A 15,317-nucleotide genomic window follows, 5' to 3' on the forward strand; every position below is an offset into this window, starting at 1 on the left:
TTTAGTTCATGTTATATTATCATGAAGCTAAGTGTTATAGCTGCTATACCTTACCTCTAAAAAATTAATTTTTTCTCTATTCTTTCTTCCCGTTCCCAATAATGGTAGAAGTTAAACCGTCACCCACATTTAGCCAGAGGTAGTTAAAAAATGATTTTGTCGGGTCTCTTTCCGCTTTAATACTACCATAGCGATATCCATTTTCATCGGTTTTAGAACCGTCGTTTACGAACAAACTTCCAATGGCGGTCAAAAGTTTATTGATGCGTAAACGGTCCTTCTTTAAAACCGAAAATTTAAAGTCCTCATATTTCATTTTCATATCTCCGGATGAGGATATAGAATTACCGCTTATCGTGAAATAAAGTTCCTGTATTTCTCCTTTTGCCCGCACTCGCAAATTAGATTCTAGAAAAGAATTTATGTTTTTGGAATGAAAGTTCTTAACCGTTCCCGAAGCAATAAACGCATCTGATTTCTTTTTAGCGTCAAAAGACCAGTTCAACGTTATGGGAGCTTCCCCCATTAATAAAGCCTTTGCAGTAACTGATGTTTTCTCATTCTTTTGCGGTACATTCTGAACCTCAATAATTTCTGCATGAACATCATCAAAAACAATTTTACCAGGTGGTGTTTCTCTATTTACCCGTTCACTATAAGCAATATAACCGTTGCTAATTTCTACTTTGGGAATATCTAATTGTATGGGCAATTTACGAAGCGCCTCACTATATAATTTCTTCCTTTCCGTATCGTCTGGTAATAGTTTATCTCGGTACACTTCTAGTACGGCGCCTTTAAGCTTTCCAATGCCCGTGCTTACCCATAATCTATTCTTAATATAACCAAAGTCTATATGTTCAAAACTGACTTCGGGAATTTTTAAATCTATATAATCCCGTTCTTTATATAAATGCCAAGATAATTTAGTCTTACTATATTTTGATTTCAATTTTAAGTCCGAAATCGTAATATTGCCATCACCTACATGCACCTTACCAACTTTCAGTGATTCATACGATCCTAAATCTGCATACAGAGCAGTTCCATCAAACTTTAAAGAACCATAAGCAACAGGAAGTTTTGAATTGATGAGTGAATCATTAGTAGTAAAATCATCTAATTCAATATTCACAGAATCCAGCTTCATTGCTAGACTATCGTTTTCTTCTTTTAAAAGGACCATATCACCATTTACAACATGTATTTTATCAATATGAATCTGTTTTGAAAGCAAAATTCGATTAGTATCTATCTGTTTTTCTTTTACATAAGACTTTAGAATCGGTTTTTCTATGTTTAAACTTTTCAATGCTATTTTCTTATTGAAAAGAAACTGCCAATACCCCAAACCAATCACTTCCAAAGAGCCTATTTGCAATCTTGTTTCTTTTCCTTGCTTTAAAGAATCTACTGCTTGCACTCTAAAATCTATGGTTTTGAACTTCGCAGTTCCCGTCAAGACATTCACGTCAATAAGTTTATACTCCAGTTGCATATGTGGCGGTAATTTGGTTTCCACAAAATTGGCTATGGACTTTTTAGCCATTAACTGGGCACTAAGCATTAATAATGCTGCAACAATTAGCAGTCCCAAAAAAACTCTGAAAATAATTTTTCCTATTCTGTGTAAATGCATTGTTTGTATTTATCTTTAAGGAACGGTAACTACATGGTACCCTTAGTTTTTAAAATTGGCTCTTTAAACCTAAAAATAGGTGTGTTTTCCAATTAATATTTGACCGGTTAAGAAAAACGGTTTTCAGTAACCAAAGTGTTTTATAACTTATCCTCGCAATACTTTTGCCAATGCCCATTACTTCAATTTTAAATCGTCTTAAACTATTCATATTCTTTATGGCACTAGCCCAATTAAATGCCCAGCATACTATTCCAAAAACTATTTTAGAAGAAGCTAAAACCGCGCTATCTCACTATCCGGAATTAAAGGATACGCCTATAACTTTTAAAATTATTAAGAATATAAAACAATCTACGATGAGGGCCCAACCTGTAATAGGAAGCCTTTTAAAATCGAAGAAAAAGCGGGCATATGTAATTTTAATAAGTGAAAAAATAAAGATTTCAGACGAAGTGTTTTTAACCAAAGACGTGCCAGAAGGCATTATGATCGGTTGGCTTGGTCATGAGCTAGGACACGTAATAGACTATAGCCACAGGAGCTCATTAAACCTTATTTGGTTTGGAATAAAATATTATTTTTCTGGGTCATATATTAAAGAAGCGGAACGAGCAGCAGACACCTATGCCGTAACCCATGGTATGCATGATTACATTTTGCAGACCAAGCGTTTTATTTTAGACCATGCCAAAATAGACGAGAAATACAAAGAACGTATCCGTCGCTATTACCTTTCTCCAGAAGAGATCATGGATGTCGTCAAGCAGCATGAAACTACTGATAAAGAATAGGTAGATTTATTCAAAAATGAGAATCAAATCCTTACTCATTTACAAAATCTTCCCATTCCTTAAACTTTTCTTCACCCATAACGCGTTCCATTTTCACTTGTCCGCCTTTCTTCTTGTTCCTACCGTTCCAGTCATGAAAAACAGAAGGTAATACGGAAACAACTTTTACTCCTTTTAGTGCTTTTGAACGAGCTACTTTATAATTCTTATTGGCATTTTTTAGGGATTCGTCCAGCGCTTTGGCCAACTCCGCGTCATCTGTTTTATCTTCCGTACCCAAATACCAACAGTGGTAAAATTCGCCATCAATTCTTTTGGCACATAACGTATATTCTGGAATACGGATGCTAAATTTCTCTTCTAATTCTTGTACGCCGTCATCTAATTTGTTCACCGAAAGCTGAGAACCTACCGTATTTAAAAAGAACTTGGTTCTACCGGTAATTTTTATCTCGGCACGTTTTACATCGGTAAACTCTATAGTGTCTCCAATGAGGTAACGCCAAGCTCCTGAGACCGTACTTATAATGAGTACATAATCCTGACCTTCTTTTACTTCGGAAAGTTTTAGAGCCGGTGCATCATCACTTAAAGACCCATCTTGCTTTATATACTCTGGTTCAAAAGGAACAAATTCAAAATAAATTCCGGAATCCGTAGAAAGCTGCATGGCGTGGGTTTCTGGTCTAGCTTGGAAAGCCATAAAGCCTTCCGAAGCCAAATACGTATCTATTACAGTAATGGGTTTACCCAAAAGCGCATTAAAGCTCTTTTCATAAGGACCAAAAGCAACCCCTCCAGAAGTATATACCTGCAGATTGGGCCAAATCTCATGGATATTTTTTAGGCCGTGGTAATCAATAACTTTTTGCAACATCAGTTCCATCCACGAAGGTATTCCGCTTAAGGCACCAATATCCCAATTGGCCGCTTCCTCGGCTATTTTCTGTACACGTTCATCCCAATCATCAATTTCGGCAATTTCTTCACCGGGTTTATAATATCCTCTAAACCAATTTGGAATATTACTGGCGCTTATTCCGCTAATCTCCCCTTCCTCATGACCTTCTACTTTATTTAAATCCGTAGAACTGCCCAGCATTAAAATACCAAGCTCAAAAAAATCTGGCGGCAAATCAAAATTGCTTAATGCAAACACCTGCTCAACTCCTGTTTTACGGATAGCATCTACCATATCATCCGTTACGGGAATACGCTTACTGGTTTTACCCGTAGTACCAGAACTTAAAGCAAAATAATCTGGAGTTCCCGGCCATGTAACGTCTTCTTCTCCATCATGCAATTTTTGCCACCACTCCTCATTAATGCGGTTATAGTCAAAATAAGGAATAGCCTTTGCAAAAGCATCCGCAGGACTTTCAGAATCCAGAATTGCTTCAAAATCGTAATGCTTACCAAAAGCAGTGTTCTTTGCCTTTTTCAACAATTTTTCAAGTACCTCTTCTTGTTCCTTAACCGGATTTTTATCTCCCGTTAACTTATCTCTGACATCTATAAATCCCTTTATGATATGTCCTATGATCGGCGTGTGTTTCATAAGAACAAATATAATCGTTAAGTCAATAATTTCTGCACTTTATGCAAGGATTGGTTAACCCTAACCAGATTTTTTTAGACTCAAAAATAAGCTGGCTTAAATGCAAGTCTTGTCATAACGTTAAACTTTTTAATGTCCATCTTAGTTTGCTTAATTTTGTAGTTCAATCCCTCCACATTCGCATTTGTATAGCATCGTAGACATAGAAACTACCGGCAACGGTATTAAGGGTAATAAAATTACCGAAATTTCCATATTCATATATGACGGTTATGAGATTGTGGACGAGTTCACTTCTCTTGTAAATCCTGAGTGTGAAATTCCTTATTTCATTACCGGATTAACTGGAATTGATAATGATATGGTCCGTGATGCTCCCAAACTGGAGGAAATTGTAGAGGATATTCTTAAAATTACCGAGAACACCATTTTTGTAGCCCACAGTGTAAACTTTGACTACAATGTAATTAAAAACGAGCTACAGCTTTTGGGGCTTGATTTTATTCGTAAAAAGCTTTGTACGGTCCGCTTATCGCGTAAGTTGCTACCTGGCTATCATTCCTATAGTTTAGGAAAACTATGTTCTTCTTTGGGCATTCCGTTAACGGACAGGCACCGTGCTAGAGGCGATGCGCATGCTACCACTCTACTCTTTAAAAAATTATTACGTGCAGATGGTGCCGACGAGGTTTTTAAGTCCTTCTTGAACTCCCGTTCCCAAGAAGCTACCTTACCTTCTTCTTTACCGAGAGAAGCTTTTGAAAAACTACCCACGGCTCCTGGCGTTTATTATTTTAAGGATGGAAAAGGAAAAATCATCTATGTAGGGAAGGCCATTAATATTAAGAAGCGGATACTAAGTCATTTTTACGATAAGAAAACCAAAGAAATACAGCTTTGCCAAGTAACGGCAGATATAGACTTTGAACTTTCCGGAAGCGAACTTTTGGCTTTGTTAATGGAATCTAATGCCATAAAACATCATTACCCGGAATTTAACCGTGCGCAGAAAAGAAAGATTCAACCGTACGGGATATTCAGTTATGAAGACCGAAACGGCATCATGCACTTAGCTTTTAATAAGTTAAAAATGGCACCCAATTCTGTACTGACTTTATATAACCCAACGGATTGCAGATTATTCATAGAGGAGGTCTGTAAGAGCTTTAGACTCTGTCCAAAATATTGCCATTTACAGGAAAACGTAAAAACCTGTTCTCATTACCGCATAGAAACTTGTGATGGCATCTGCAGGGAAGAAGAAGACCTTGCCTTATATAATGAAAAAGTACTACTTGCTTTAAACCATATTAGGGCCCAGAAAGAAAATTTTGTAATTAAGGAAAAAGGTAGAAATACAGAAGAAGAGTCTTTTGTACTGGTAAAGAACAGTGCTTATGTTGGTTATGGGTTTATAAACCGAGAAGAGACCATTACTGCAGAGCATGAACTAGAAACTTTTCTGGTTCCACAAAATAATACCTTGGAGACCGAAAGTATCATTAAATCCTATATTAGTAAAAATCCGGGTAAAGAGTTACTTCTAGAAAGTAATTGTGAAGATTAATAACGGTTCAGTTATTTATTCAACTTCTTGTACATAAGGATTACGAACAATAACCATACGCTAAATATTAGAGCAACAACAGCGGTATATATCCATATAGCATCCATAAGTTTGATTTCAGGTTGTACAAAGATTTGGTGGTTTTACTCGAGTTACAAATATTGATAAACAAAACCGCGCATCAACTTGTAATCCGATTCTTATTAAAGATAACCAAAAATTAGAGAAAACAGCCCGTACGAATTAAGATTGTTTTAACATTTACAAAAATGTTAAGAAAAATGCCTAAACGATGTCTTATTCGCAAAAAATATTAACTTAAATGCAGAAAATCAAGTAGATACAACTATTTTTTCTTTCCGCTATTCATTAAAAGTAGCACAGTTACTACTAATGCAACACAAACGCACGCAAATACAGCAATCATAATTATGCCGTTGCCATAGTTAACGAGGGGTAAATTCTGAGAGATCATAGATTGGTAATTTATATTTGAACAAAGTTATAACGAAACAACAATTCAAAATATGATAATTATCAGGGTATTAAGATTTTAGAAAGGATTAAAAGATGGTGCTATTGATGTTTTCAAGAACTTAAGAAATCACTCATATAATAGAACACTCAGGATAATTTGACCATGATTTACTAAAAGCGGTATATCTTCTTTAAAATCTATTTGATTTCCTTACCGTTTAAATAAAGATTGGTATTCATCTCCGTTGCGTTTTTTAGTCCTTCGCCCGCAAAGCACAATGCCAAAGATTTATTATAGAACTGTTCTAGTCTTTCTTGAGATTCATTGGATTGAATTAAAACGTGCGAATGAACCGTATCTGTATAACTTACCATTTTTACGGAATCTATAGCTTCTTGCCTATAATCAATCTGGTCCTCAACACGATAATCAGTAAACTCCAACCTCATCATAGCGCTAACCAATGTGGTCTGCGAGGTTAAACATAAAGCTGTGCCAGCCGTAAAATATTCCAAAGAAGTAGGCGCTAAAGGGCTATCGTTATCTCCAATAAATTCATCTGAGTATATTTCCCAAGTTTCTGGTGTAGGTGTTGAAACAGTAATTTTTTTCAAATAGGGTCTTTCCTTATTTTCTACAGACTCCGCTATAGCAAATATTTCAAACTCCATGTTTGCCATGGTATCAAAACCTAAAACTCCATCATCTTTAACAACTGGTTTTAGATACTCTGGTTTTTTTGGTATAGCTGTGATAGAACTTAATTTAAATCCATCAACAAAAGATTCCTCAGAAAGGCTTGTTCCTGGAGTAGCATGATATTTTTCCCAGTTTTCTCCATTTACAATTAGAGTTGGTTCAATTACAGTTTCATTTCTTAGCCCTTCTCCCGCAGTCCATGAACTAAGAGCCATCTCTTTTATTTCCTGAATAACCTCTTTAGATGCACTGCTTTGCAAAATTATATTTGTAGTTGTTTCATCTAAAAATCCAGCTCCGTCAGGAGACATCATATCGTGCCAACGAAATTTATTTAATACTTCTACTTTTATATCATCTAACGTAACTCCTTTGACTCCTGCCGCCCAAAGAATTTGGGTGTGTAAATTTGCTGCCAAACCACTGGTGTAATAACTAAGTGGTGATGGCCCAAAAGGGTTAGAACCTTCCGCAGCACCTTCATCGGCAATGAGATGCCATCCCGTATAATCATCTATACCCGTAGATTGCATCATGCCTTTTTTTAGCATCTTTGAATTTTCATTCTTCACCATTTCTGTAATTGCCACTATATTCCTGTTGACAGCTCCGTCAATAGTTTGGGCGACACTAGGTTTAAAAGACGCTGGCGCTAACGGGTCTTCATTACGATCAATTACTTGATATTCCTGATAGTTAGTATACGTTTCTCCCTTCTCCATCATGAATAAAATCATATTCCGCTCTTCGCTAGGCATAGAAAACCAATATATAAAACCTGCTATGGCTATAACACCAATAATACTTGCTATTACTAAAACTACTTTTTTACTTTTTTTCATGGCTATATTCTTAAAGTTCAATCAGCATATTTCCTACCACCTATTAAGAACATTTTAGAGACCTATTTCTAAAACATAAGTAGCCTATTACATGAATAACAATTATAAATCTTAATAAAAAAAGACATCTATTAAGATGTCTCACAAACATAAAATACCAACGCAAATTCAATTGGAATTCAACGAGCTATACACCTTAAGAAGGTTCCTTTCTAAATACCAAAATGCATCTTAGTCTAACATTTATGGTCATGTTGCCCAAAAATTACTGAGCTTATTACAAAACCTATGAACATAAAACCAAGTACCATAATTACTACACTGGTAATGTTTAAATCAAACGAGGTAAAAACTTGAGAGATCATAACTTTGATTTTTAAATTAATACTTAAAATTAAGATGAAATAGCTTCAAGAAATATGATAATTATCAGAGTAATAGAATTTTTCAAATGATAAACTGAATGCGTTATTGAAGTTGTCAGAAATTTCTATTACTTTTCGTTTAATAAGCAGAATAGCTACACATTTCACCAAAATCTAACAATAACATGAAACACCTCATCCTAATCACACTCCTAATTCTGACAAGCTGTAAAGGTGAAACAAAAGCTAACCAAGAGGTTGCTATAGACCCAACTGTTCAGGAAATGTGGGAGAGCTTTACCCAATCTAATGTTGAGTTCAAGGAAGAAGAACAACCAGAATCTTGGTTTTTTCATAATAATGAGAAAGATGCCAATCGTCTAGCTGAATTGGTCTTAAAAGGAAAAAAGCAAGCGGGTTCCGGTTTATATTCTTGGTATGCAGAAGCTAATGCAGATTTACCATCCGTAGGCACAAAACACATCATCACAGATTTTGATGGAACTGCACGGGCTATCATTCAAATTAAAAAAGTAGATACTATTCCCTTTAATGAAATATCAGAAGCATACGCCACTCTAGATATGGGAACAACGGATGAACCTCTCAAAAAATGGAAAAAAGCCCATTGGGATTTCTTTACAAGCACTATGAAAGAAAGCGAGCAAGAACCCACCAAGGATATGCTAGTTGTTTGTGAGTATTTTGAAACGATATGGCCTAAAAACTAAATCGATAAACAATTGCGAAATGGAAGAACAAATCGAAATAACCAAGTTATTAACCCATGAACGATTTCAATATGGTCGATTAACAGTAAAAGAAAAATTGATTCAACTAAAAGAGAAGGGGTTAATTGACGATTTACAATTTAATAAAATACAAGACGAGGATATTCTTTTGAAAGTCAAATACACAACCTATAAAAAGTGTGTAAAACAAATTGTCATCGCATTGGTCCTCACAATAATTGGGTTTTTTCTGGTTAATGCTTCCCCTTTAAGTGGTATATTAATAATTATTGGATTCATTCTTGCGATAAGTTCCTTCTTTGGTATTACATCAAATAGATTGACGAAAATCCAAAAAGTATATTTGAAAAACTAAAACCTTTAGTGCCACAAATCAAGACTTCGTTATTGAGTGTTTTATACAAGAAAAACCCCATCACTCTTTTAAAGCAATGGGGTTTCTAAGCTTCTAAGCCCACTTATAAAGTAGTAGGACAAACATAGTCCGTTGAAGGGACTTCGGCCGTTTTAAGGGCTCCAAAACCACCTCCTATATCTATAAAGTTATGTATACCTCGGCTCTTTAAAATAGATTCTGCTATAACCGAACGATATCCTCCGGCACAATGAACCAAGAAGGTTTTATCTTTTGGAAATTCGCTCAGATAATCATTCAGACCATCTAACGGCGTATTCACAGCACCAAGAACATGCTCAGAAAGAAACTCGCTCTCTTTACGCACATCAAAAACCTCAGCTTCTTTATTCTCGATTTTAGATTTTGCTTCTTCCGCAGAAATCGAAGTAATCGTATCATAATCCTTACCGGCTTTCTTCCAAGCATTGAATCCGCCTTTTAGAACGCCTATAGTAGCATCAAAACCTACACGGGATAAACGGGTAACCGCTTCTTCTTCCATGCCTTCTGGCGTCACCAGTAAAAGAGGCTGCTTCGTATCTGCAATAAGCGCACCTACCCACGGAGCAAAATCGCCATTAAGACCTATAAATATAGATCGTGGAATATGACCTGTAATAAAATCTTTCTGAGGTCTAACATCCAAAACTACCGCACCTGTTTCGTTTGCTAATAATTCAAAAGCATCCGGATTCAGTTCCGTTGTACCGCGATCTAAAACATCGGCAATATCTTCATACCCTTCTTTGTTCATCTTAACATTCAAAGGGAAGTATTTTGGTGGAGGAAGTAAACCATCGGTAACCTCTTCAACAAACTCTTCTTTGGTCATATCCGCACGTAAGGCGTAGTTCATTTTCTTTTGGTTGCCCAAAGTATCTACCGTTTCTTTCATCATATTCTTACCACAAGCGGAACCTGCACCATGTGCCGGATAAACCGTGATATCATCTGCTAAAGGCATGATTTTATTTCTTAAACTATCGAACAGAATACCCGCCAAATCTTCTTGGGTCATACTCGCAGCTTTTTGAGCCAAATCCGGTCTACCTACATCACCTAAAAATAACGTATCTCCAGAGAAAATCGCTTTATCTTTTCCGTTTTCGTCTTTCAACAAATACGTCGTACTTTCCATGGTATGCCCAGGTGTATGCAATGCTTTAATAGTGATATCGCCTACTTTGAATTCTTGTCCGTCTGTTGCAATTATTGCTTCAAAAGAAGGGTCTGCATTGGGACCGTAAACAATAGGCGCTCCTGTTTCCTTTGAAAGCGTAACATGGCCGCTCACAAAATCTGCATGAAAATGAGTCTCAAAAATATACTTGATTTTAGCCTTGTCCTTTTCCGCTCTTTCTATATATGGGTGTACTTCGCGTAGTGGATCAATAATGGCCACTTCACCTTTACTTTCAATATAATATGCGCCCTGTGCCAGGCATCCGGTATATATCTGTTCTATCTTCAAATCTTTTGTCTTTTTATATCCCGTTAGGGAAAATTACGCGCTTTAAATACTACGGTATCAAAAGGCTTATTTCACTGCTCTTTACAAAAATACCTCTATTCATGAAATTGGAAGGTAACATTAGTTACGGTCCCTACGGTTCTGATGGGCTACTTGTGAACTTAATACGGACAAAGGCGTTAAGTTATCAAAATAATCTACTGCTTCTTTGGTCTGTACAAATAGGTATTGTTTAAGCAATACATCTATAATGCCACTACTGAAAATAGTATCCCGCGTTGGTCCTGTAGCTCCAGAAATATAAAACTGAAGTCCTCTGTCATGCAGTTCTTCAATAACTCGCACAAGCATTTGTGCCGCACTAGAATCTATATAACTTATGGCTTCTGCATTTAGAATAACCCCTTTGAGTTTATCGCCTTTGGCAGCTACATTTTTTAAAAGCTCTTTTTTGAAAAAGTTCTTATTCCCAAAATACAACTGGGAATCAAACCGAACGATAAGCAAATCATCACGAACCACAACGTTCTCTCCAAACCTATCTACATTCTTATAGTAATCCGAACCTTCTATCTTTCCCAAAACTGCAAAATGAGGCTTTGAGCTCTTGTACACCATTAATAATAAGGATAACAATACGCCTGCTAAAATACCTTCTGATATACCTGCAAAAAGTGTAATCAAAAATGTGGTGATTAAAACAAAAAGCTCGTCTTTTCGGTATTCCCAAAGACTCTTTGGATACGCAACATCAATAAGCCCAAATACGGATACCATAATAATACTTGCCAAAACAGCATTAGGCAAATAGTAAAACAACGGTGTTAAAAACAACAGTGTAATAGCTACAACAATAGCACTAAAAATTAAAGCCATAGGTGTTTTTGCTCCTGCCTGACCACTAATTGCCGACCGCGAAAAACTACCTGTTACTACGTAAGATTGAAATAAAGAACCTAACATATTAGAACTTCCCAAAGCAATAAGTTCTTTGTTGGCGTCTATAGTTTCTTCACCCGTTTGTTCTTCCATAGATTTACCGATGGATATTGCCTCTAAATATCCAATAAGAGCAAGGGTAACAGCTATAGGCGCTAATTCTATAATCGTAGCAATCTTGAATTCCGGGATGCCAAAAGAAGGTAAACCAGTAGGAATCTCACCCACAATATTGACCCCAAAAGTGGCTAGATTTAAAAAGTAAACTACCAATATCCCTAGAATAACCACAAAGAGAATACCTGGGATTCTCTTATCAAATCGCTTTAAAGCCACGATGATGATGATACCCACCAAACCTATAGCAAAATCGTATAAATTGGTGTCCGGTATCCTTTCAAAGGCATTCATTATCAAAACATCAAACTGATTGCTACGTGTGATGTCCACCCCTAAAAGGTGCTTTAATTGACTGAACATGATAATTAACGCTGCCGCGGATGTAAAACCACTTATAACGGGTTTTGATAAAAAATTTACCAAAAAACCCATGCGCAGAACACCTAATGTTAATTGTACGACTCCAACACAAAAAGCCAACAGCAATGCCATGGCAATATAATCATCAGTAGAAGTGATAGCCAATGTACCCAGACCAGCTGCCAGCAAAAGAGAATCCATTGCTACAGGTCCTACGGCAAGCTGTCTAGATGTACCAAAAAATGCATACACGATCATAGGCACTAATGAAGCATAGAGACCATAAACAGGTGGCAAACCGGCAATCATAGCATATGCCATACCCTGCGGGATCAATATGATACCCACGGTTAGACCCGCTATTAAATCTTTGGAAAACCAGCTCTTGTTATAGTCCGTAATCCACTCCAAAAAAGGGAGAATTCTTCGCATAAGACAAATGTACCATTTAATCTAAAACCCCTGTGTTACCTGTGTTACATGAACACAAAGAAACTATGACTAAAACTGTTATAATTATTGAATATTGCCACCCACGGCCAGACCACTGGGTACGCGCTCTGGTATGGTCTTATCAAAATCAGTATCATTAAGGGTATTCAAAAACGAAATAATCTGGGACATTTCCTTTACCGATAAATCTAGTTCTCTAACAAAAGGATCATACTTCTGAACAGATACATGTTCGTTACGTTCTTTTCCGTTAGCAATGTCCTCATAGAATTCCAGCACCTTTTTAAGGCTGGATAAACTACCGTTATGCATGTAAGGGGGTGTAAATCTTAAGTTGCGAAGTGTAGGTGTACGAAAGGCGAAGGTATCTTTAAAACCAGCATCTGGCCGTGTAAGTTTATTATTCTCAGGAGCGCCCAACACATGCATTTTATAATCTGAAAACATAGGGCCGTTATGACAGTTAACACATCCTACCGATTTGAAGAGTTCAAATCCCTCTTTCTCTGAAATTAATATAGCGTCTTGGTCCCCTCTCATATATTGGTCAAATCTAGAATTGTTGGTTACCAATGAACGTTCAAAAGCAGCAATGGCCTTTGCTAAATTATCTACCGAAACGGCATCTGGCTCATCAAATACCGAAGCAAATAATTTTTGATATTCCGGTATGTCTTTTATCCGATCTACAACAACCTGCAAAATACTATCATCGGCAAAACCATGTCCGCGCATTTCCTCAAAAGCCTTTATAGGCTCTAGTGCCTGTTTTTCGAGACTTTTTGCACGATCATCCCAAAACATAGTTGTTTCAGAAGGTTCATAATTTCCAAAAGCATCTATGCCGTTATATGCTGAATTGATAATAGTTTGCGCGTTTCTTTTTACAAAAGGAATATCATTGGACGCATTGAATTTTCTTCGCGTGCCTAGACCACTGGCATTGGGTCCAATGCTGATATCTAAAAACTCCGCATATCCGTTATTTGGATGATGGCAAGTGGCGCAAGCCACATCTTTGTTTCCGGAAAGAATAGGGTCGTAAAAAAGTAGTTTGCCCAAAGCTTCCTTTTCAGGAGTAGACGGGTTATCTGCTGGAGACTTTACTGTCCTTGGCAATGCTGTATACGTAGTTACGACCCTAGTTTTATTTGAAGTCTTTACCTGCTTTTTTTCATTACTACCGCATCCAATGAGAAACATCAGCAGTAGTATTGGTAGAAGAGATGTTTCTATTCTAGACATAAGTTACCTATACGACAGAACAGTAAAAATAAGTAAATACCTACTAATAAAAATATGACAGTAGTCACTTTTAATTAATAGGTATATTTTTAAAAACTTTGTCTTTTTCTATAAAAAGCTACTTTTTACCATGTTCACAGACTTGGTACCATCTGGATCCGCTTTTGTTTTAAATTGACAAAAGTCTTTGGCCCATTGTGAGGTACGAATGCGTACCGGAGGATTTTCATTTTTCGCAACACCCAATACCACCTGAGCAACCTCAAGACCCGTTTGGTAGGTTTGTTCTTGGGATTCGTTAGCGCGTTTTTGGTTTCCAGCAAGATACTTTTCAAAAATAGGTAGGTATTCGCCCGTAGCCATTTCACCAGCTACCGAAGTTTTCTCTACAGCAGAGGTCATAAATTCTGTAGCAATACCACCTGGTTCTACGATTGTAAACTTAATATTAAAGGCATCGCTAACATAAGTAGCCATACTTTCCATATAGCCTTCAACAGCAAATTTAGCAGCGCAATACAATTCATTAAACGGCTGACCAACAAGACCACCTACTGAACTTAAGCTAATAACCTGACCAGATTTCTGTTTTCTCATATAAGGAAGAACTGCTCGCGTACAGAATACAACACCTAAGTAATTTACATCGGTTACCCATCTAATTTCCGCTTCTGTTGCTTGTTCTGTGGTTTTAGCAAATCCAGCACCGGCATTGTTCACTAAAACATCAATTTTACCATCTTTGGCTATAATGGTATCTACAGCAGTCTTTATAGAATCCGTTTTAGTTACGTCCAACTCAAGAATTTCAATATCTAGATTATTCTCATCCCGTTTCTTTTTTATGGCGTCTGCTTTTTTTAGATTTCTCATAGTAGCATATACTTTATATCCATTTTCGGCAAAAAGCAATGCAGTTTCAAATCCTACTCCTGTTGATGTTCCTGTAATTAAAACGTTTCTTTTCATTTCTATTGATTTAAAATATTGCTATTATTTGGAGTGAACGTTCACTCCAAAATATATTTAAATTTTTTTACTCTTTTATAGCGTCCCAGGTCATATTCACTTGATTTTGAATAGAACTTGAATTTGTATGCTCTTGCACATGGTACCATCTTAAATATGAAACCACTGCCCCACCCATAAACTGAATGAGCTCATCTGTCTCTATATCTTTTATGATACGCTCCTCCTTGCCTTTATTGATCAAATCATAAACCGGTAGTACCGTTGCAATCCCCACTTTCTTGCTTTCTTCCGTAAGAATTGGTGAAGCTCTAACTTGCTCCATAAACATGAAATACTGGGCATTATCAATAAAAAAAAGAATAATATCTCTTAAATACGCTTCAAATTGAGTTTTAATTGGACGTGTTGCATCAAAGTCGGGAAACACAGTGTCTTCTTGTTTTTTAATGTTAACGTACAACTCATTTATCAAGACATCTTTAGTGGGGAAGTAATTATATATCGTTCCCATACCAGTTCCTGCATTTTTGGCAATAGCAGACATAGGTGTATTGTGCACTCCCTTTTCAACTAAAAGCTCTAAAGCAGACTGTAAGATGCTATCTTTCTTATTCACGTGGCGAATGTATACATTTTGGAACAATCATTCCAAATATTTAACTAATT

Annotated in this window: 12 protein-coding genes; 4 read left to right on the plus strand and 8 right to left on the minus strand. The window is 36.5% G+C overall.

Features of this window, described 5'->3' with window-relative positions:
• Positions 1–76: 76 nt before the first annotated feature.
• Positions 77–1,639, minus strand: coding sequence for an AsmA family protein (locus IWB64_RS01940; protein WP_194532428.1), 1,563 nt, complete (start codon positions 1,637–1,639; stop codon positions 77–79).
• Positions 1,640–1,857: 218 nt separating this feature from the next.
• Between IWB64_RS01940 and IWB64_RS01945 the strand changes: the two genes are divergently transcribed.
• A complete protein-coding gene (locus tag IWB64_RS01945; RefSeq protein ID WP_194532429.1) occupies positions 1,858–2,433 on the plus strand; it encodes a M48 family metalloprotease in 576 nt (191 codons plus the stop codon).
• A gap of 31 nt (positions 2,434–2,464) precedes the next feature.
• On the opposite strand, the gene IWB64_RS01950 is transcribed toward IWB64_RS01945, so the two are convergent.
• Positions 2,465–3,991 (minus strand): GH3 family domain-containing protein, encoded by a 1,527-nt coding sequence (locus IWB64_RS01950; protein WP_194532430.1) that lies wholly within the window; start codon positions 3,989–3,991, stop codon positions 2,465–2,467.
• Positions 3,992–4,175: 184 nt separating this feature from the next.
• Between IWB64_RS01950 and IWB64_RS01955 the strand changes: the two genes are divergently transcribed.
• Complete coding sequence (locus IWB64_RS01955) at positions 4,176–5,558, plus strand: exonuclease domain-containing protein (protein ID WP_194532431.1); 1,383 nt, start codon at positions 4,176–4,178, stop codon at positions 5,556–5,558.
• A 675-nt stretch (positions 5,559–6,233) separates the two neighbouring features.
• Here IWB64_RS01955 and IWB64_RS01960 read toward each other — a convergent pair.
• Positions 6,234–7,577 (minus strand): OsmC family protein, encoded by a 1,344-nt coding sequence (locus IWB64_RS01960; RefSeq protein WP_194532432.1) that lies wholly within the window; start codon positions 7,575–7,577, stop codon positions 6,234–6,236.
• Between the two features lie 550 nt (positions 7,578–8,127).
• Here IWB64_RS01960 and IWB64_RS01965 point away from each other — a divergent pair.
• Complete coding sequence (locus IWB64_RS01965) at positions 8,128–8,673, plus strand: ASCH domain-containing protein (RefSeq protein ID WP_194532433.1); 546 nt, start codon at positions 8,128–8,130, stop codon at positions 8,671–8,673.
• A 19-nt stretch (positions 8,674–8,692) separates the two neighbouring features.
• Positions 8,693–9,049, plus strand: coding sequence for a hypothetical protein (locus tag IWB64_RS01970; RefSeq protein ID WP_194532434.1), 357 nt, complete (start codon positions 8,693–8,695; stop codon positions 9,047–9,049).
• A 103-nt stretch (positions 9,050–9,152) separates the two neighbouring features.
• On the opposite strand, the gene IWB64_RS01975 is transcribed toward IWB64_RS01970, so the two are convergent.
• From IWB64_RS01975 to IWB64_RS01995, 5 genes are all read right to left on the minus strand, one after another.
• Positions 9,153–10,562 carry an MBL fold metallo-hydrolase gene (locus IWB64_RS01975; protein ID WP_194532435.1) on the minus strand — a complete coding sequence of 470 codons (1,410 nt, stop codon included), beginning with the start codon at positions 10,560–10,562 and terminating at the stop codon, positions 9,153–9,155.
• A 120-nt stretch (positions 10,563–10,682) separates the two neighbouring features.
• Entirely contained in the window at positions 10,683–12,413 is a 1,731-nt protein-coding gene (locus IWB64_RS01980; protein ID WP_194532436.1) for a SulP family inorganic anion transporter, read from the minus strand.
• A gap of 84 nt (positions 12,414–12,497) precedes the next feature.
• On the minus strand, positions 12,498–13,637 hold the full coding sequence (locus IWB64_RS01985) for a cytochrome-c peroxidase (protein ID WP_226975785.1): 1,140 nt from the start codon (positions 13,635–13,637) through the stop codon (positions 12,498–12,500).
• Between the two features lie 150 nt (positions 13,638–13,787).
• Positions 13,788–14,648 carry an SDR family oxidoreductase gene (locus IWB64_RS01990; protein ID WP_194532438.1) on the minus strand — a complete coding sequence of 287 codons (861 nt, stop codon included), beginning with the start codon at positions 14,646–14,648 and terminating at the stop codon, positions 13,788–13,790.
• A 67-nt stretch (positions 14,649–14,715) separates the two neighbouring features.
• Complete coding sequence (locus IWB64_RS01995) at positions 14,716–15,267, minus strand: TetR/AcrR family transcriptional regulator (protein WP_194532439.1); 552 nt, start codon at positions 15,265–15,267, stop codon at positions 14,716–14,718.
• Positions 15,268–15,317: the final 50 nt, after the last annotated feature.

The organism is Zobellia nedashkovskayae (assembly GCF_015330125.1).
GTDB classification, from domain to species: Bacteria; Bacteroidota; Bacteroidia; order Flavobacteriales; family Flavobacteriaceae; genus Zobellia; species Zobellia nedashkovskayae.